General features: G+C 39.3%; 20 protein-coding genes. 15 read left to right on the forward strand and 5 right to left on the reverse strand.

Annotation, left to right across the window (positions count from 1 at the left end; genetic code table 11):
* Positions 1-61 precede the first annotated feature (61 nt).
* The 11 genes from murD to pheA all read left to right on the forward strand — a co-directional run bounded on the left by murD (position 62) and on the right by pheA (position 13,481).
* The gene (murD, locus tag O3746_RS05120) at positions 62-1,375 is read left to right on the forward strand and encodes a UDP-N-acetylmuramoyl-L-alanine--D-glutamate ligase (protein WP_371447941.1); all 1,314 of its coding nucleotides are present in this window, start codon (positions 62-64) and stop codon (positions 1,373-1,375) included.
* 15 nt (positions 1,376-1,390) lie between these two features.
* On the forward strand, positions 1,391-2,575 hold the full coding sequence (ftsW, locus tag O3746_RS05125; RefSeq protein ID WP_371447943.1) for a putative lipid II flippase FtsW: 1,185 nt from the start codon (positions 1,391-1,393) through the stop codon (positions 2,573-2,575).
* 8 nt (positions 2,576-2,583) lie between these two features.
* On the forward strand, positions 2,584-3,636 hold the full coding sequence (murG, locus tag O3746_RS05130; RefSeq protein WP_371447945.1) for an undecaprenyldiphospho-muramoylpentapeptide beta-N-acetylglucosaminyltransferase: 1,053 nt from the start codon (positions 2,584-2,586) through the stop codon (positions 3,634-3,636).
* 72 nt (positions 3,637-3,708) lie between these two features.
* Complete coding sequence (murC, locus tag O3746_RS05135; protein WP_197559241.1) at positions 3,709-5,136, forward strand: UDP-N-acetylmuramate--L-alanine ligase; 1,428 nt, start codon at positions 3,709-3,711, stop codon at positions 5,134-5,136.
* Between the two features lie 58 nt (positions 5,137-5,194).
* A complete protein-coding gene (locus O3746_RS05140; RefSeq protein ID WP_197559242.1) occupies positions 5,195-6,115 on the forward strand; it encodes a D-alanine--D-alanine ligase in 921 nt (306 codons plus the stop codon).
* Positions 6,115-6,900 (forward strand): cell division protein FtsQ/DivIB, encoded by a 786-nt coding sequence (locus O3746_RS05145; RefSeq protein ID WP_197559243.1) that lies wholly within the window; start codon positions 6,115-6,117, stop codon positions 6,898-6,900. The genes O3746_RS05140 and O3746_RS05145 overlap by 1 nt, the downstream gene beginning before the upstream one ends.
* Positions 6,901-6,926: 26 nt before the next feature.
* The gene (gene ftsA / locus O3746_RS05150) at positions 6,927-8,201 is read left to right on the forward strand and encodes a cell division protein FtsA (protein ID WP_197559244.1); all 1,275 of its coding nucleotides are present in this window, start codon (positions 6,927-6,929) and stop codon (positions 8,199-8,201) included.
* A gap of 86 nt (positions 8,202-8,287) precedes the next feature.
* Positions 8,288-9,595: a cell division protein FtsZ gene (gene ftsZ / locus O3746_RS05155; protein ID WP_197559245.1), complete on the forward strand. Its 1,308-nt coding sequence runs from the start codon at positions 8,288-8,290 to the stop codon at positions 9,593-9,595.
* A gap of 41 nt (positions 9,596-9,636) precedes the next feature.
* The gene (gene lpxC, locus O3746_RS05160; RefSeq protein ID WP_371447949.1) at positions 9,637-10,554 is read left to right on the forward strand and encodes a UDP-3-O-acyl-N-acetylglucosamine deacetylase; all 918 of its coding nucleotides are present in this window, start codon (positions 9,637-9,639) and stop codon (positions 10,552-10,554) included.
* A 120-nt stretch (positions 10,555-10,674) separates the two neighbouring features.
* Positions 10,675-12,315 carry a bifunctional UDP-sugar hydrolase/5'-nucleotidase UshA gene (gene ushA / locus O3746_RS05165; protein WP_049384408.1) on the forward strand — a complete coding sequence of 547 codons (1,641 nt, stop codon included), beginning with the start codon at positions 10,675-10,677 and terminating at the stop codon, positions 12,313-12,315.
* Between the two features lie 8 nt (positions 12,316-12,323).
* Positions 12,324-13,481, forward strand: coding sequence for a prephenate dehydratase (gene pheA, locus O3746_RS05170; protein WP_070868835.1), 1,158 nt, complete (start codon positions 12,324-12,326; stop codon positions 13,479-13,481).
* Between the two features lie 68 nt (positions 13,482-13,549).
* Here pheA and O3746_RS05175 read toward each other — a convergent pair whose 3' ends face one another.
* On the reverse strand, positions 13,550-13,876 hold the full coding sequence (locus O3746_RS05175) for a zinc ribbon domain-containing protein YjdM (RefSeq protein ID WP_005699889.1): 327 nt from the start codon (positions 13,874-13,876) through the stop codon (positions 13,550-13,552).
* Positions 13,877-13,987: 111 nt separating this feature from the next.
* Between O3746_RS05175 and O3746_RS05180 the strand changes: the two genes are divergently transcribed.
* Positions 13,988-14,548 carry a YtfJ family protein gene (locus tag O3746_RS05180; protein WP_371447953.1) on the forward strand — a complete coding sequence of 187 codons (561 nt, stop codon included), beginning with the start codon at positions 13,988-13,990 and terminating at the stop codon, positions 14,546-14,548.
* A 33-nt stretch (positions 14,549-14,581) separates the two neighbouring features.
* On the opposite strand, the gene O3746_RS05185 is transcribed toward O3746_RS05180, so the two are convergent.
* Positions 14,582-14,749 carry a zf-HC2 domain-containing protein gene (locus tag O3746_RS05185; RefSeq protein ID WP_049366225.1) on the reverse strand — a complete coding sequence of 56 codons (168 nt, stop codon included), beginning with the start codon at positions 14,747-14,749 and terminating at the stop codon, positions 14,582-14,584.
* An 11-nt stretch (positions 14,750-14,760) separates the two neighbouring features.
* Positions 14,761-15,309 (reverse strand): sigma-70 family RNA polymerase sigma factor, encoded by a 549-nt coding sequence (locus O3746_RS05190; protein WP_049366227.1) that lies wholly within the window; start codon positions 15,307-15,309, stop codon positions 14,761-14,763.
* 112 nt (positions 15,310-15,421) lie between these two features.
* Here O3746_RS05190 and O3746_RS05195 point away from each other — a divergent pair, with 112 nt between their 5' ends.
* Positions 15,422-15,784, forward strand: coding sequence for a hypothetical protein (locus O3746_RS05195; protein ID WP_111304428.1), 363 nt, complete (start codon positions 15,422-15,424; stop codon positions 15,782-15,784).
* Between the two features lie 62 nt (positions 15,785-15,846).
* Here O3746_RS05195 and cysS read toward each other — a convergent pair whose 3' ends face one another.
* Entirely contained in the window at positions 15,847-17,226 is a 1,380-nt protein-coding gene (gene cysS, locus O3746_RS05200; RefSeq protein ID WP_049366230.1) for a cysteine--tRNA ligase, read from the reverse strand.
* Positions 17,227-17,337: 111 nt separating this feature from the next.
* On the opposite strand from cysS, the gene O3746_RS05205 reads away from it, so the two are divergent.
* A complete protein-coding gene (locus O3746_RS05205) occupies positions 17,338-17,847 on the forward strand; it encodes a peptidylprolyl isomerase (RefSeq protein WP_005699853.1) in 510 nt (169 codons plus the stop codon).
* A 58-nt stretch (positions 17,848-17,905) separates the two neighbouring features.
* The gene (locus tag O3746_RS05210) at positions 17,906-18,694 is read left to right on the forward strand and encodes a TatD family hydrolase (RefSeq protein ID WP_049366231.1); all 789 of its coding nucleotides are present in this window, start codon (positions 17,906-17,908) and stop codon (positions 18,692-18,694) included.
* On the opposite strand, the gene nrdG is transcribed toward O3746_RS05210, so the two are convergent.
* Positions 18,691-19,158 carry an anaerobic ribonucleoside-triphosphate reductase-activating protein gene (nrdG, locus tag O3746_RS05215; RefSeq protein ID WP_005696501.1) on the reverse strand — a complete coding sequence of 156 codons (468 nt, stop codon included), beginning with the start codon at positions 19,156-19,158 and terminating at the stop codon, positions 18,691-18,693. The genes O3746_RS05210 and nrdG overlap by 4 nt on opposite strands.
* Between the last annotated feature and the right edge of the window lie 85 nt (positions 19,159-19,243).

The following is a 19,243-nucleotide window of genomic DNA, read 5'->3' on the forward strand; positions in this document are numbered from 1 at the left end:
TTTTGTAGGGTGCACTTGTTGCACCCTGCGTGATCCCAGAATACGAGAGAAGAAAAACAAAATGACAACTCTATATCAAAATAAAACTATCACCATCATAGGCCTCGGAAAAACAGGCCTTTCTTGCGTTGAATATCTTCAATCTCAACAAGCTAATATCCGTGTGATTGATACACGTCAACATCCAGCGGGAGCAGAGCAATTACCTAAAAATGTTCCTTTACACACGGGTAGTCTAAATCAACAATGGTTACTTGAAAGCGATACTATTGTCATTAGCCCAGGACTCGCGGTAAAAACACCTGAAATTCAGACCGCACTTTCGACAGGCGTAGAAGTGATTGGAGATATTGAATTATTCTGCCGAGCAGCAACGAAGCCAATTGTAGGAATTACCGGTTCTAACGGTAAAAGCACCGTGACAACATTAGTTTATGAAATGGCGAAATCGGCCGGAATAAAAGTCGGAATGGGTGGAAACATTGGTATCCCTGCGTTGTCATTATTAAATGAAGATTGCGATCTTTATGTATTAGAACTTTCCAGTTTCCAACTTGAAACCACTTATAGTTTGAAAGCGGCTGCAGCGACTGTGCTTAATGTGACTGAAGATCACATGGATCGCTATGTAGATTTAGAAGATTATCGCCAAGCAAAATTACGCATTTACCACAATGCAGAAACCGCAGTAGTGAATTTAGAAGACAAACTCACGTTTGGCGAAGGTGAAAATCAAGCTAAGAAGGTTGTGTCTTTTGCTGAAAATCAAGCGGATTACTGGCTAAAAACCGAAAACGGTAAACAGTACTTAATGGCGAAAGAGGAAGTCATTTTACCTTGTGATGAAGCGACTTTAGTTGGTCGTCATAATTACATGAATATTTTAGCTGCAACAGCATTAGCACAAGCAGTAGGCATAAATTTAGAGGCAATTCGTACCGCACTTCGTCAATTTAAAGGCTTAGATCATCGTTTCCAATTAGCCCATCAAGCGAATGGCATTCGTTGGATTAATGATTCTAAAGCCACCAATGTAGGTAGCACCGTTGCAGCATTGGCAGGGTTATATGTTGAGGGAACGTTACACCTTTTATTAGGCGGTGATGGTAAAGGTGCGGATTTTTCTGAACTCGCTGATTTAATCAACCAACCTCATATTTCAACGTATTGCTTTGGCCGTGATGGCAAACAACTTGCGGCACTTTCAAGTCAAAGCCATTTGTTTGAAACCATGGAACAAGCCATTTCATTTTTACGTCCGCATTTAAAATCAGGCGATATGGTGTTATTATCTCCAGCTTGTGCAAGTTTGGATCAGTTTGCCTCTTTTGAAAAACGTGGCGAAGAGTTTACTCGTTTAGCAAAATTAACTTAAAGAATTAGGGTAGTAATGGAATTTATCAATAAAATTAAACAAAATTATGAACAATGGGCGAGAGTGACACCGCAAGGATTACTTTACGATCGCGCATTGTTTTGGCTTTTTGTCGTGCTATTGCTGATTGGTTTAGTTGCGGTAACTTCTGCTTCGATGCCTTACAGCGCACGCGTATTTAATGATACATTCTATTTTGCTAAACGTGATGCCGTTTATGTCTTACTTTCTTTAACAACTTGTTATTTAACCCTCCAGATTTCTTCTTCTCAATGGGAAAAGTGGCACGCAAAAGTCTTCTTGTTAGCTATTGTTTTATTAATACTGGTTCTTGGTATCGGGACTTCTGTTAATGGTGCTAAACGTTGGATTTCTTTAGGGATTTTAAATTTCCAGCCTGCAGAATTTGCTAAGCTAGCTTTAACTTGTTTCCTGGCGAGCTATTTTACGCGTCGTTATGATGAAGTACGTGGTAAAAAATTCAGTGCAGCTAAGCCTTTCATTGTGATGGGCGTATTAGGTGTATTCTTACTCGCTCAACCTGACTTAGGGAGTACAGTGGTACTATTTGTGATCACTTTCGGTATGCTTTTTATTGTTGGTGCGAATTTTTGGCAATTTATTTTGCTAATTGGTACAGGCATACTACTCTTTGTATGGCTGGTTCTCTCTGCCTCTTATCGTTTAAAACGTTTTACCGGTTTCTTAGAACCGTTTAAAGATCCTTACGGAACAGGGTTCCAGCTGACTAACTCTTTGATGGCGTTTGGTCGTGGTGAAATTAGTGGGGAAGGACTTGGTAACTCCATTCAAAAACTCGATTACCTTCCTGAAGCACATACTGACTTTATCATGGCGATTATTGGTGAAGAGTTCGGTTTTATTGGTATTTTGGTTGTTGTCATTCTTTTAGGTTTATTGATTTTCCGTGCGATGAAAATCGGACGTGAATCACTCATGTTAGAACAACGTTTCCGTGGCTTTTTTGCTTTAGGTATTAGTTTCTGGATTTTCTTCCAAGGTTTTGTCAATCTAGGCATGGCCTTAGGGATGTTACCAACAAAAGGTTTAACTTTCCCATTAGTGAGTTACGGTGGTTCAAGTATCATTATTATGTCGGCAACCGTGGGCATTTTATTGCGTATTGACCATGAAAATAGATTACAACGTGGTGGTCAAGCACGTTTGAGAGATGATTAGGGATATTTATGAGTAAAAAATTATTAGTTATGGCAGGTGGTACTGGTGGACATGTTTTTCCTGCCATCGCTGTTGCTCAAACCTTACAAAAAGAAGGTTGGGAAATTTGCTGGTTAGGTACAAAAGATCGCATGGAAGCACAGCTTGTACCAAAACATGGCATTCCTATTCGTTTTATTCAAATTTCAGGGTTGCGAGGTAAAGGGATTAAAGCATTACTAGGTGCACCTTTTGCTATTTTAAGAGCAGTATTGCAAGCTCGTAAAATTATTCAAGAATATCAACCCAATGCGGTATTAGGCATGGGCGGTTATGTGTCTGGTCCAGGTGGTATTGCTGCAAAACTTTGCGGTGTGCCAGTTATTTTACATGAACAAAATGCCGTAGCAGGCTTAACCAATGAATGGTTGGCTAAAATAGCGACACGTGTATTACAAGCTTTTCCAACTGCATTCAAAGATGCCGAAGTTGTAGGAAACCCAGTTCGCCAAGATTTATTTGAAATGCCATCACCACAAGCTCGCTTTTCAGAAAGAAGCGGAAAATTGAGAGTACTTGTCGTGGGTGGAAGCCAAGGGGCTCGCGTACTCAATCAAACGATTCCACGAGTAGTAGCGCGTTTGGCAGATAAACTAGAAGTGCGTCATCAAGTGGGTAAAGGTTCTGTTGAAAGTGTGACTGCACTTTATGGTGAACATGCCGATTCGGTTAAAATTACAGAATTTATTGATGATATGGCGGAGGCCTACGCCTGGGCGGATGTGGTGATTTGTCGTTCTGGTGCTTTAACGGTATGTGAATTAGCAGCAGTGGGGACACCAGCAATTTTTGTACCATTCCAGCATAAAGATCAACAACAATATTTAAATGCTAAATATCTTGCCGATGTAGGCGCAGCAAAAATTGTTCAGCAGAATGAATTAAATGCGGATGTGTTAGTCGATTTCTTAGAAAAAACAGATCGTGAAACTTTGCTAGCGATGGCTATTAAGGCAAAAGAAATGTCGGCCCCATTGGCAGCTAAACGTGTAGCTGATGTCATTGTAGAAAACGCGAAATAAGAATAGAGAGGTTGAGAGGGTGGTAATAAACTCGCAACCTAAAAGTGCGGTTAAAAATAAAGGTGAAATAATATGAAACATATTTCGGACGAAATTAGAAAGATTATCCCTGAGATGCGTCGGGTTCAACAAATTCATTTCATTGGTATCGGCGGCGCCGGTATGAGTGGGATTGCCGAAATTTTATTAAATGAAGGTTATGATATCTCTGGTTCGGATATTGCAGATGGTGTTGTGACTCAGCGTCTTGCTCAAGCTGGCGCAAAAATTTTCATTGGTCACCAAGCGGAAAATGTGAAAGGGGCAAGTGTCGTTGTTGTATCAAGTGCGATCCATGAAGATAATCCAGAATTAATTGCCGCTAAACAAAATCGTATTCCTGTGATTCAGCGAGCACAAATGTTGGCTGAAATTATGCGTTTCCGTCATGGTATTGCAGTAGCTGGTACCCATGGTAAAACCACAACAACAGCCATGATTTCGATGATTTATACTCAAGCGAAACTGGATCCAACTTTCGTTAATGGTGGTTTAGTTAAATCTGCCGGTAAAAACGCGCATTTAGGTGCAAGCCGTTATTTAATCGCAGAAGCGGATGAAAGTGATGCATCTTTCCTACACTTGCAACCTATGGTTTCTGTGGTAACCAATATTGAACCGGATCATATGGATACGTACGGTGGTGATTTTGAGAAGATGAAAGCCACTTACGTGAAGTTCTTACATAACTTACCGTTCTACGGTTTAGCGGTGATGTGTGCAGATGATACGGTGTTAATGGAACTTGTTCCTCAAGTTGGACGTCAAGTGTTAACGTATGGTTTCAGCGAGCACGCAGACTATCGTATCGAAGATTATGAACAAACTGGTTTCCAAGGCCATTATACCGTAGTTTGCCCAAGTGGTGAACGCATCAATGTATTATTGAATGTGCCAGGTAAACATAATGCGTTAAATGCGACGGCGGCACTTGCAGTAGCAAAAGAAGAAGGCATTGGCAATGAAGCGATTTTAGAAGCGCTTGCTGATTTCCAAGGTGCGGGCAGACGTTTTGACCAATTAGGCGAGTTTATTCGTCCAAATGGTAAAGTACGCTTAGTGGATGATTATGGCCATCACCCAACAGAAGTTGATGTAACAATCAAAGCAGCCCGTGAAGGCTGGGGAGATAAACGTATTGTCATGATCTTCCAGCCTCACCGTTATTCACGTACTCGCGATTTATTTGATGAATTCGTGCAAGTATTATCCCAAGTGGATGCATTGATTATGTTAGACGTTTATGCGGCAGGTGAAGCGCCAATTGTCGGTGCAGATAGTAAAGCACTTTGTCGTTCTATTCGTAATCTAGGAAAAGTCGATCCAATTTTAGTTTCTGATACGGAACAACTTGGCGATGTATTAGATCAAATTATTCAAGATGGTGATTTAATTCTTGCCCAAGGTGCGGGAAGTGTAAGCAAAATTTCTCGTGGTTTAGCTGAACGTTGGAAAGCATAAATACACCGAAAAATAACCGCACTTTTGATGAAGAATAAAAAGAAAACAGGATAAAACAATGAATTTAAAACAAGAAAAAATTGCTGTGTTGTTAGGCGGCACATCAGCTGAACGTGAAGTTTCTCTTAATTCTGGCGCAGCCGTGTTAAACGCATTAGTGAGCCAAGGTTATAATGCACATGGTGTCGATCCTAAAGAATATAATGTCGCGAATTTAAAGGCTGATGGTTTTGATCGTGTCTTTAACATTTTACATGGTCGTGGTGGTGAAGATGGCACCATGCAAGGTTTATTAGAACAAATCGGTTTGCCTTACACTGGTTGTGGCGTGATGGCTTCAGCGTTAACCATGGATAAAATGCGTACTAAAATGTTATGGAAATCCTTTGGTTTACCTGTTGCCGATATGGAGATCGTGACCAAAGAAAACGCTCACGAACTAAACCCACAAGCCGTGGTCGAAAAATTAGGTTTACCTTTAATGGTTAAGCCGTCTCTTGAGGGGTCAAGTGTCGGTTTAACGAAAGTAAAAGTAGTTGAAGAATTAAAAAGTGCGGTCGATTATGCACTTAAATTTGATAACACCATTTTGATTGAAGAATGGTTAGCTGGCGATGAATTAACTGTGCCTGTTTTAGGTGGCGAAGTATTGCCTGCTGTTCGCATTGTGCCAGAAGGTGAGTTTTATGATTATGATGCGAAATATATTTCAGATAACACTCAATATTTTTGCCCGGCGGGTCTTTCAGCTGAACGTGAGCAAGAATTAGCGAAATTAGTTAAACGTGCTTATGACGTTGTGGGTTGTCGTGGTTGGAGTCGCATTGATGTAATGACCGATGCACAAGGTAATTTCCGTTTAGTTGAAGTAAACACAAACCCTGGTATGACAAGTCACAGTTTATTCCCTAAATCTGCGTCAACAGTCGGTATTTCATTTGAACAACTCGTAGTGAAAATTTTGGAGTTGAGTGCGTAATGAATGTAATTAAGCGCAAAAATACACCGCCAACGCAATTTGGTCGCTCATCTAACGGAGAAAGTAAATTCCGCTTTATGTTGCAGATTAAACTTGCTTTGCTGTTACTTTGTGCTGGGTTAGGGTATTTCGTTTATTCAAACTGGCAAAATTGGCTTGAAAGCTTAGACGGTGATAGAAAAATCACTGCCTATGCATTAGTGGGCCAAAATGAATTTACCACTTATCCAGATGTGCAAGACGTATTGCTCAAAATGGGTTCACTTAAAGGCTTCTGGGGACAAGACGTTAAGCAAATTCAAGAGCAGCTTGAAACCATTCCTTGGGTAAAAGGTGCGGTGGTTCGTAAAATTTGGCCAAATCGTTTAAGTATTTGGCTATCAGAATATCAGCCAGTTGCAATTTGGAATAAAACAGAGTTCGTTACAAAAGACGGAACGGTTTTCCAATTACCGATGGATAAGTTAAAAGAAAAAGCTTTACCTTATTTAGGTGGCCCAGATTATCAAAGTTTGAAAGTATTAGAAGCTTGGAATCAAATTTTCGCTGATTTTAAAGCCAAAAATTTAGTGGTTAAAGGTGTTCGAATTGATGATCGCGGTGCATGGCAAGTTACGCTAGATAATGATATAGTATTGAAACTTGGGCGCGGAGATTGGAAACCAAAATTAGATCGATTTGTAACGATTTACCCACAAATTGAAGTGCCTGAAGGTAAACGAATTGATTATGTAGATTTACGCTATGCATCTGCATCAGCAGCGGTTGGATTGACAGAGAAATAAAATAATTCATTAGGTGTAATAAGAAAATGGGAAAAGAGTTGGAACCGAAAGTCATTGTAGGTCTTGAAGTTGGTACATCAAAAGTTGTTGCTGTTGTTGGGGAAGTGCTTCCTGATGGCGTAGTAAATGTACTTGGCGTGGGTAGTTGTCCATCGAAAGGGATTGATCGTGGCAGTATTACTGATTTAGATGCCGTTGTTAACTCTATCCAACGTGCTATTGAAGCGGCTGAATCAATGGCTGATTGCCAAATTATGAGTGTGACTCTTGCAATTACGGGTGAACATATTCAAAGCCTGAATGAGAGCGGTTTTGTTGCTATTTCTGATAATGAAGTGACTCAAGATGAAATTGATGATGCTTTACATACAGCGAGCTCAGTAAAATTACCCGAAGGCCTTTCTTTATTACACATTATTCCTCAAGAATACGCGGTAGATAAACAAGTTAATATTAAAAATCCATTAGGTTTGCAAGGCGTCCGTTTAAAAGCAAATGTGCACCTAATTGCTTGTCACCAAGACTGGCAAAATAACTTGAAAAAAGCAGTTGAACGTTGCGGATTACAAGTTGATAAAGTCGTGTTCTCCGGCTTTGCAGCAACGCATTCTGTTTTAACCGAAGATGAAAAAGACTTAGGCGTGTGCTTAATCGATTTTGGCGCGGGTACTATGAATGTGATGGTTTATACCAATGGTTCATTACGCTTTAGCAAGGTTATTCCTTATGCGGGCAATATTGTCACGAATGATATTGCTCATGCATGCACCGTTTCTCGTGCAGAAGCCGAACGTATTAAAGTGAATTATGCAAGTGCATTGTATCCAGCGCGTCTACATGGCGATAAAAAAATTGAAGTGGCAAGTATTGGTGGTCGAGCGCCACGTGCTTTAACAAAAAGTGATTTATCTTTAATCACTTCAGCAAGATATATTGAACTATTAGGCGTTGTTAAGGACGAATTAGATAAGCTTAAAGCAGATTTAGAAAGCAAACATATTAAATTTGAATTAATTGCTGGTGTCGTTATTACCGGTGGTGGTGCACAAATTGAAGACTTAAAAGATTGTGCTTCGAATGTATTTGGTTGCCAAGTGCGTATTGGTAGTCCATTGAATATTACAGGCTTAACGGATTATGTAAATCGCCCGCAATATTCAACTGTAGTCGGATTACTACAATATCATCATCAAAATAGTGATAATGATCCTGTAGATAGTAACTATGGTGATGAAGGTGTTGGCAGAAAATTCTGGAAAGGCCTTAAAAATATTTTCAATAAAGTGAAATCAGAATTTTGATAATTTTGGCTTTTTCATTTACAATAAGAAAGATTTAACTTTTATTAATATGCTAGCAGAGTATTAGCAGTAACGGAGAACAGCAAATGTTATACCCAGAGTATGGTGATTTTGAAGAGCAAACCGGTGCACTGATTAAGGTTGTCGGTGTTGGTGGAGGCGGCGGTAACGCGGTTAACCACATGGTTGCTAACATGGTGCAACAAGAATTCAATGGTAATTTCTTGGGCGAAAGTGCAATTGATAGCGATGAACACGGTAAGATCGTATTCTATGCGGTGAATACCGATGCGCAAGCATTACGCAAAAGCCAAGTTCAACAAACTGTACAAATTGGTGGGGCAACAACGAAAGGTCTTGGTGCGGGAGCAAACCCAAATGTAGGTCGTAAAGCGGCTGAAGATGACCAAGAAGAAATCCGTAAAATGCTTGAAGGTGCAGACATGGTCTTTATCGCAGCCGGTATGGGCGGTGGTACAGGTACTGGTGCGGCACCAATCGTTGCGAAAGTAGCGAAAGAATTAGGCATTTTAACTGTTGCTGTTGTTACTAAGCCATTTAGCTTTGAAGGCAAAAAACGTATGCAATTTGCTGAATTAGGGATTAAAGATCTTTCACAATATGTGGATTCAATGATCATCATTCCTAACCAACAAATTCAAAAAGTTCTCCCGAAAAATGCAACATTAATTGATGCTTTTGCTGCTGCAAATGACGTATTACGTAACTCTGTCATGGGCATCTCCGATATGATTACCTCTCCGGGTTTAATCAACGTGGACTTTGCTGACGTAAGAACCGTTATGTCGGAAATGGGCCAAGCAATGATTGGTTTCGGCTCTGCTCAAAGTGAACCTGGTGCGGGTCGTGCAGAAGAAGCAGCGCGTCTTGCGATTAAAAATGATTTATTAGAAAAAGTCGATCTTTCTAACGCTAAGGGTATCCTTGTTAATATTACCTCAGGTATGGATCTCGGCTTTGACGAATTTAACGTGGTAGGTGACACAGTAGGTAGTTTTGCATCAGAAGATGCAACTATCGTTGTGGGTACCAGTTTAGTTCCTGAAATGAGCAATGAAATTCGTGTAACGATCGTTGCAACAGGTTTAGGTGATGTTGTTGCGGCTGAGCCAGTAGTGATTGCTCGTCCTCAAGCAGCTGTACAACAAGCGCCAGTTCAACAACCTGTAGCGCAAGAAACAATTCAGCCACAACCGCCAGTTGGTTTACATGGTTTAGATGCATTAAGACATAATCCACAGCCAGAACCAGTACAGGAACAAAATCCACAATACGGTAACTTAAATAAACCGCTTGATCCAAGCCGTTTAGAACAGTTAAGAAATAATCCTAATTTCTTTAATCCGGCATCATTTGGTCGTGATGAGAAATAAGAGTAGAAGTAATCTTGTTGTGAAGCAATAAGGTAAAAGAGATGATTAAACAAAGAACATTAAAACAAAGCATTAAAGTCACAGGTGTAGGCTTACATAGCGGTAAAAAAGTAACGTTAACGTTGCGTCCGGCTATGCCAAATACTGGTGTGATTTACTGCCGTACCGATCTTAATCCGCCAGTAACCTTCCCTGCGAATGCGGATTCAGTGCGCGATACAATGCTTTGTACTGCACTTGTGAATGAACAAGGTGTGCGTGTTTCAACCGTAGAACACTTAAACTCAGCATTAGCAGGTTTAGGTATCGATAATATTATTATTGAAGTTGATGCACCTGAAATTCCAATCATGGACGGTAGTGCAAGCCCATTTATTTACCTGCTTTTAGATGCAGGTATTGAAGAACAAAATGCACCGAAGAAATTTATTCGTATTAAGAAAAATGTACGAGTAGAAGACGGTGATAAATGGGCAGAATTTAAACCTTACAATGGTTTCCGTTTAGATTTCACAATCGACTTTAATCATCCTGCGATTAGTAAAAATGTACGTAATTATGTGATGGATTTCTCTGCACAAGCATTCGTACATCAAATTAGTCGTGCAAGAACCTTTGGTTTCATGAAAGATATTGAGTATCTTCAATCTCAAGGTCTTGCGTTGGGTGGTAGCCTAGATAATGCTATCGTATTAGATGATTACCGTATCTTAAATGAAGACGGATTACGCTTCAGAGATGAATTAGTTCGTCACAAGATGCTTGATGCGATTGGCGATCTGTATATGTGTGGCTATAACATCATCGGTGATTTCAAAGCTTATAAATCTGGTCACGGTTTAAATAATAAGTTACTCCGTGCTGTACTTGCCGATCAGGAAGCATGGGAATTTGTTACCTTTGAAGATAAGAAACAAGTTCCACAAGGTTATGTTGCACCTGCACAGGTACTCATCTAACAATGTTTTGTTGAAAAGCTATACTTCTTTCGGGAGTATAGCTTTTTTATTTCCCATCTTGCTCTGTTATTTTTGTTTTATGCGAAGGTAAAGAGCGGTCAAAAATAGAGGTATTTTTATATGAAAAAATTATTTACCGTGCTTCCTCTTGTGCTAGCAACTTCTGCTGCAATGGCATATGAACAGGGCAAAACCTATCAATTTACCATATTGCACACTAATGATACGCACGGACATTTTTGGCCGAATGCAAAAGGTGAATATGGCTTTCCTGCTCACAAAACAATTGTTAATCGCGTAAAAGCTGAAGTCGAGCAAAAAGGAGGCTCACTCATTTTATTAAATGCGGGTGATTTTAACACTGGTGTACCTGAGTCAGATATGCAAACAGCAGAACCTGACATTAAAGCAATGAACGCAATGGGCTATGAGGCAACTGTATTAGGTAACCACGAGTTTGATAATCCACTACAAATTCTTGATATGCAAGAAAAATGGGCAAACTTCCCATTCTTATCTGCAAACGTGATTAATACGAAAACAGGTAAAACCTTAGTTAAGCCTTATACGATTTTAAATAAACAAGATCTTAAAATTGCAGTGGTTGGTTTAACCACAGAAGATACTGCAAAATTAGGTAACCCAGAATACCTTCACAATGTGAAGTTTGAAGATCCAACAACGGTAGCAAAAGCCACATTAAAAGAGCTAAATGAAAAAGTTAAACCAGATGTAAAAATTGCTTTAACACATATGGGCTATTATTATGATGCGAAACATGGTTCCAATGCGCCGGGTGATGTGAGCCTTGCACGTAATTTAGATAAAGGCGCATTCGATATGATTATCGGTGGCCATAGCCATGATCCGATTTGTGTGGATGATAAAGGCGTATGGATTAAAGATTATCAACCAACTCAGCCATGTAAACCAGATTTCCAAAATGGTACTTGGATTATGCAAGCATTTGAATGGGGTAAATACGTTGGTCGTGCAGACTTTGAGTTCAAAAATGGCGAATTAAAATTAGTGAATTATCAATTAATTCCAGTGAACTTGAAGAAAAAAGTGAAAAAAGAAGATGGTAAAACAGAATATGTGAACTATGCCGAAGAGATTCCACAAGATCCAGAAATGGAAAAACTTTTAAAAACTTACCAAGATAAAGGCGATGCGTTATTAAGCCAAAAAGTGGGTAAACTAAAAGGTAAGTTAGAAGGCGATCGTACTATCATCCGTTTTGAACAAACTAACCTTGGTCACTTAATTGCAGAAGCACAACGTCAAAAAGCGAAAGCAGACATTGGTATCATGAACTCAGGTGGTATTCGTGATTCTATCCAAGAAGGTGATGTAACTTATAAAGATATTTTAAAAATCCATCCATTTGGTAATATTGTGAGCTATTTTGAATTAACTGGTAAAGAATTACTAGATTATTTAAATGTGGTGGCATTGAAAGAAGTGGATTCTGGTGCTTATGCACAATACTCAGGTATCAGCATGACAGTAAATCGTGCGGATAAGAAAGTTGAAAATGTGAAAATTCAAGGCAAACCATTGGATTTAAATAAAACTTACCGTATTTCTGTACCAAGCTATAATGCGGCGGGTGGAGATGGTTATCCAGTCATGACAAAAAATCCAACTTTCGTAAATACTGGTTTTATTGATGCGGATGTTTTAAAAGAATTTTTTGAGAAAAATTCACCTATTAATGCTGAAAAATACACCCCTCATAATGAAGTAACCTTTAAATAAGGAATGAAATGGCATTAGATTTATCAGAAATTCGTCAGCAAATTACGCAAATTGATCGCAGCTTGTTAAAGCTGCTTTCAGAGCGTCACCGCCTGGCATATGATGTAGTAAGAAGTAAAGAAGTGACGCAAAAAGCGTTGCGTGATTTAGAGCGGGAGCAACAACTCTTACAAGAGCTTGTGCAGTTTGCTGAAAGTCAAAATTATCAGCTTGAACCACAGTATATTACGTCAGTCTTCCAAAAGATCATTGAAGATTCTGTGCTCACACAGCAAGTGTATTTGCAGAAAAAGCTCAATGAGCAACGAGAAGAAACGTTACATATTGCTTTCTTAGGCAAGCGTGGTTCTTACTCTAATTTGGCTGCGCGTAATTATGCGGCTCGTTATAATCAGCAGTTTGCTGAAATCAGTTGTGACTCCTTTGCTCAAATTTTTGAAAAGGTTGAAAGTGGAGAAGCTGATTATGGTGTACTGCCTTTAGAAAACACCACGTCAGGTGCAATTAATGAAGTTTATGATCTGCTTCAACATACCACCTTATCTTTGGTGGGCGAGTTGGCTTATCCTATCAAGCACTGTGTTTTAGTGAATGAGCAAGATGATTTAAGCAAAATTGATACGCTTTATAGCCATCCACAAGTGATCCAGCAGTGTAGTCAATTTATTCAAAGTCTTGAGCGTGTGCATATTGAGTTTTGCGAAAGTAGCTCTCATGCAATGCAGCTTGTGTCAAGCTTGAATAAACCGAATATTGCGGCATTAGGTAATGAAGATGGTGGTAAGCTTTACGGCTTACATGTGTTAAAGCATAATATTGCGAATCAAGAAAACAACATTACTCGTTTTATTGTGGTAGCCAAACAAGCTCGTGAAGTTTCACCACAAATTCACACAAAAACTTTATTGTTGATGACAACATCGCAACAAGCGGGTTCCCTAGTGGATGCTTTACTTGTGTTTAAAAAGCACGGTATTAATATGACCAAGCTTGAATCTCGTCCAATTTATGGCAAACCTTGGGAAGAAATGTTCTATTTGGAGATTGAAGGAAACATTCATCATCCAGATACCCAAATTGCCTTGGAGGAGCTTAAGCAATTCAGTAATTATCTGAAAGTGCTTGGTTGTTATCCAAGTGAAATTGTGAAACCTGCGAAGGTATAACGAAAATAAAAAAAGAGCGGTCGATTTAAAACAACGTTAAAATCGACCGCTCTTTTTATTGTGAATTCTTAAGCTTTTTTTAAGAATTCGGATTTCAACATGATTTTTCCACAATCGACGTTGTGATCTCCGTTAACTAAACGGATATTTTTGAATTTAGTACCTTTCTTCAACACTTCAGATGAACCTTTTAATTTTAAATCTTTAATTAAAAGCACATCATCACCATCGGCTAACAAGTTACCGTTGCTGTCTTTAACAATTAGTTGATCTTCATCGGCTTCAACTGTTTCGTTACCATTCCACTCATTGCCACAATCAGGGCAAACAAAATTCACAGAATCGTGATAAACATATTCACCTTTACATTTTGGGCAAGCTGGCATTTGATCCATTTCTTTTTCCTTCTTTATCTGATTTAAGCAAAGTATAATGCGCACGGAGTATAACAAAAAAGTGACTGTTCGCCAAAAAATGGGCAATTTCACGGAATTTATGAGGTATTTATGAAAAAAGTCATGCTTTTGAGTGCAGTGATGGGCAGTTTAATCTCAATCAATGCATTCGCGCACAATATCCAACCAAATCAACTTTTAGCCAATGTAACGGTTTCGGATAAAGGCGAAATCACTTTAAATGGCAATGATGTAGCGTATAAATCGTGGAGCTCAACGGCATTACCTGGCAAAGTCCGTGTGATTCAGCATATTGCAGGCAGAAGTGCGGCAAAAGAGAAAAATCAAGCGATGATCGAAGCCATCAAAGCAGCTCATTTTAACCAAGCCAAATATCAAACCACGACCATTATTAATGCTGATGATGCCGTTGTGGGCACGGGTATGTTTGTGAAAAGTAGCGCAGAAAAAGGCAAAAAAGAAAATGCCCATAGCCAAGTGATTTTAGATGATAAAAGTGCGGTTAAAAATGCGTGGGGATTACGTGAAAAAGACAGCGTGATTATTTTGCTTGATAAAACCGGCAAGGTGCAATTTGTGAAAGAAGGTAAATTGACGGATGATGAAGTCAAAGAAGTGATTTCACGTGCAACAGCATTAATGGCGAAGTAATAGAGTAATAAGCGGAAGTTCTCTTCCGCTTTTTTATCCTTTGAAATCCTTCATTAATTTTCTCAATGTGCCACAATTTCGTTGAAATTTACGGCAATGTGTACAGATGGCAAGATGCAAATTGAGCCCAATTTTTTCTTTAGTCATTAATGAGCGTTCTTGCGCATCTGAAATGAGTCGAGTCGCTTGGCGACATTTCATAAAATCACTCCTTAAAGTTTATGAGATAAGCAGTTTTGAAGTTGTAAGCGAGCACGATAGAGTGTCGTGTGCAAGTTACTTATGCTTAGTTGATTTTCTTGGCAAATTTCTTCGGAAGATAATTCCAAAAACTCTCTCATCATAAAAATCTTGGCTTGTTTGGCTGGCAGGCAAGTTAAGCAAGTTTCAAAAATCAGCCAGAATTCTTCAGAATAGACCGCACTTTCGCTCAGTTCGAGATCGAGTGGAGAATGTTCAGCTTTCCAGTGGCCCCCTTCATCAAAGAAATGATTAGTTTGTTCTTCATCTTCAATTTCGGTTTCTAGCACTAATTTGCCTTTCTGGCGAAGAAAATCAATGATTTTATTTTTTAAGATAGCAAAGACCCAGGTCTTAAATGCCGCTTGTCGTTTAAATTGCTCAAGATGGTTAAATGCACTTAAAAAACTCTCTTGCACCAAATCTTCAGCTAATACAGAATCGCCCACCTGTAATGTGGCAAATTTCAGCATTTGCTCTCTAATTTGAGCCAAGTCTTTATTGGAAATTCCAGTTTCCATATTTTTTCCTTGAAAAAAGTGTAAGAAATAGATTTCTCATTCGTCTAATGATAATGAAAGGGGAAACCTTTCCATCCAATGCTAATTATTCACAAATTAAGGAAGATTCAAAATGAAAAATATTACTTCAAAAACAACCTTTACTGCTATTGCTGCACTTTTCTTCGCAACCAGTCTTTATGCGACCGATATGAAATCTAATGAAATGTCGATGGCAAAAGATTCCATGCCGATGACAAAAGATTCCATGCCGATGACAAAAGATTCCATGCCGATGACAAAAGACGCTATGCCAATGCAAAATGACAAAATGGCATCTGATGGGATGATGAAATCTCATGATATGAAATCTCACGACATGAAAATGGATAATATGAAATCAGAAGGAATGAAATCTGATGATATGAAAACAAAAGAAATGAAAGCAAAAGAAATGAAGAAAAAAGCAAAAACAATGGAAAAACCGAAAATGTAATGCTTTCTTCTTAAAAGAAAAACTGCGGTCAATTTGACCGCAGTTTTTGTATCAAAGTGAGATTATTGTTTACGCCACGTCGTGCCGTTAGGGCCGTCTTCTAACACAATTCCCATTGCAGTGAGTTCATTACGAGCCGCATCTGCAGCAGCCCAATCTTTAGCAGCACGCGCTTCGTTGCGTTGTTTGATGAGCGCTTCAATTTTTGCGACTTCATCATCGTCAGAGCCCGCTTGTAAGAATTTTTCTGGATCTTGTTGAAGTAAACCTAAGATACCCGCTAATTCACGTAAACGAGCAGCAAGACCATTGGCTTTTTCTGTATCTTCAGTTTTCAATTTATTGATTTCACGAGCCATTTCAAATAAGACAGAAAGGGCATTCGGTGTATTGAAATCATCATCCATTGCCTCACGGAAGGCTTCCACAAAATTTTCACCACCAAAAGCAACCGCACTTTGATCGGTGCCACGTAAAGCGGTGTACAAACGTTCTAATGCACCTTGTGCTAAATTCAGGTTTTCTTCACTGTAGTTGAGCTGGCTGCGATAGTGTGCTGTTAGTAAGAAATAACGCACCGCTTCTGCATTGTAGTGGTTTAATACATCACGAATAGTGAAGAAGTTGCCGAGGGATTTCGACATTTTTTCTTTATCTACCATGATCATGCCAGAATGGATCCAATAATTCACATATTGACCACCATGAGCACAGCAAGATTGCGCAATTTCATTTTCGTGGTGCGGGAACATTAAATCAGAACCACCGCCGTGAATATCAAAATGTTCACCAAGTTGTTTACAGTTCATCGCTGAACATTCAATGTGCCAACCTGGACGACCAGCACCCCATGGCGATGGCCAGCTTGGTTCGTTTTCTTTCGACATTTTCCAAAGCACGAAATCCATTGGATTTTTCTTGATTTCATTAATTTCAATACGTGCACCGGCTTGTAATTGGTCAAGATCTTGGCGCGATAATTTGCCGTATTCTTTAAAGCTTTCCACGTCAAACATGACATCACCATTGTCTGCAACATAAGCATGACCACGTGCAATCAGTTTTTCCACAATCTCAATAATTTCAGGGATATGATGCGTCGCACGAGGCTCAAAATCTGGACGTAGTACGTTTAACGCATCAAAATCTTTATACATTTCTTGCACCATGCGATCTACAAGTTGATCGCAGGTTTCTTTGTTTTCTAATGCACGTTTAATGATTTTATCGTCCACATCAGTGATATTACGCACATAAGTTAAATCGTAACCTAAAGAACGTAAATAGCGGGCAATCACATCAAAACATACAAAGGTACGACCATGGCCAATATGGCATAAATCGTAAACGGTCACGCCGCACACATACATACCCACTTTTCCTTTATGGATAGGTTTGAACACTTCTTTTTCACGAGTGAGGGTATTAAAAATCTTTAACATATTTTTTCTCTTAAAACTAGTTGGAAAACGACCGTACTTTTTCTGCTCCTTGTGGCACTTTCTCGCCATTTGTGGAATAATGAATGCCTTAATTTTCAAGAGGAAAACAAAATGGTTACATTACACACAAATTTTGGCGATATTAAAATTAAACTTGATTTTGATAAAGCGCCAATCACTGCAGAAAACTTTTTAAACTATTGTAAAAACGGTTTCTATAATAACACAATTTTTCATCGTGTTATTGATGGATTTATGATTCAAGGCGGTGGTATGGAAAGCGGAATGCGTGAAAAAGCAACAAACGCACCGATCCAAAATGAAGCTAACAATCGTTTAAGTAACAAACGTGGCACAATCGCCATGGCGCGTACCTCTGATCCACATTCTGCAACGGCACAATTCTTCATTAACGTGGCAGATAATGACTTCTTAAACTACCGTTCAAAAGAGATGTTTGGCCGTGAAGTGGTACAAGAATGGGGCTATGCCGTATTCGGTGAAGTGGTTGAAGGCATGGATGTGGTTGATAAAATCAAAAAAGTAAAAACCGGTAATAAAGGCTTCCACCAAGATGTTCCGACCGAAGATGTGGTGATTACATCCGTTTCTGTTGAATAATTAATTCGGTGTGTGGATGCGTAATCTACACACCTTTTTTCTTAAGTGAAATAACGTTATGCCTTTCTTCGATACTCATACCCACCTCGATTATCTTCATCATGACACGGGAGAGCCATTAGCTCAGCTCGTAGAGAACGCTAAGCAAGCTGATGTGCAGAAAATCTTGATTGTGGCGGTAAAAGAATCGGATTTTAAAACAATCCAAAATATGACCGCACTTTTCCCTGAGCATCTTTATTGTGGACTTGGGTTACACCCTCTTTATATCAAAGAACATCAAGAGCATGATTTAGAGAAATTGGATGCGGCGTTATCTGTACGTGATCAAAATTGTACAGCCGTAGCAGAAATTGGTTTAGAGTGTGCGATTCCAGAGTTATTGATGGATGAATTATGGCAAAAGCAACAGCTCTTTTTGGAGAGCCAGCTTTATTTAGCGAAGAAGTACAATCTGTCGGTTAATTTACATAGTCGAAAATCCCACGAGCAATTATTCCGCTTTTTAAAACAAGCCAATTTGCCAAAATGTGGTGTCGTGCATGGTTTTTCAGGAAGTTATGAGCAAGCAAAAAGATTTGTGGATTTAGGCTATAAAATTGGCGTAGGCGGCACAATTACTTATGAACGCGCGAATAAAACGCGTCAAGCGATTGCCAAGTTACCATTAGAGGCATTGGTGTTAGAAACGGATACACCAGATATGCCCGTATTTGGCTTTCAAGGGCAACCTAACCGACCAGAGCGGATTGTTCACACCTTTGACGCTTTATGTAGTTTAAGAAGTGAAAATGCTGAAGTGATCAAAGAAACGGCTTGGCAGAATAGCTTAACCTTATTTGGTTAAACCTTAAAACGATAAATCACTTGATTGGCTGAACCACGCCAAACCAAGCTTGGGTCAGCCTGTTCTTGTATAAATTTTCCATCAATGAGCACGTCAATATAAGGCAACATTTGACGTTGATAATCATCAAGTTCATCCAGTTTATATCCCGTCCATACCCAAATATCCTTATCGGGACATTCTTTTTTTACACGCTGTACAAAAGGAAGTAAGGCTTCAACATTACGGGGATGCATCGGATCCCCACCAGAAAGTGTGAGCCCTTGACGTTTAATGCGCGTATCTTTTAAATCATTGATAATCTGTTGTTCCATCGCTTCATCAAATAATACGCCATTATCAAAAGACCAGCTCTTTTGGTTGTAGCAACCTCGGCAACCATGCGTACAACCGCTAACGAAAAGGGTACAACGGGTACCTTCGCCATTTACAACATCGGTAGGGTAGTATTGGAGATAGTTCATGGTTTTACCTTAAAAGTGTGGTTGATTTTCTCATCAAATTCACCGAATTGATAAATTAACCTTTGCAATACAGGGCCAATTCTTG

Source organism: Haemophilus sp. 27098_8_127 (assembly GCF_041433495.1).
Lineage (GTDB): Bacteria > Pseudomonadota > Gammaproteobacteria > Enterobacterales > Pasteurellaceae > Haemophilus_D.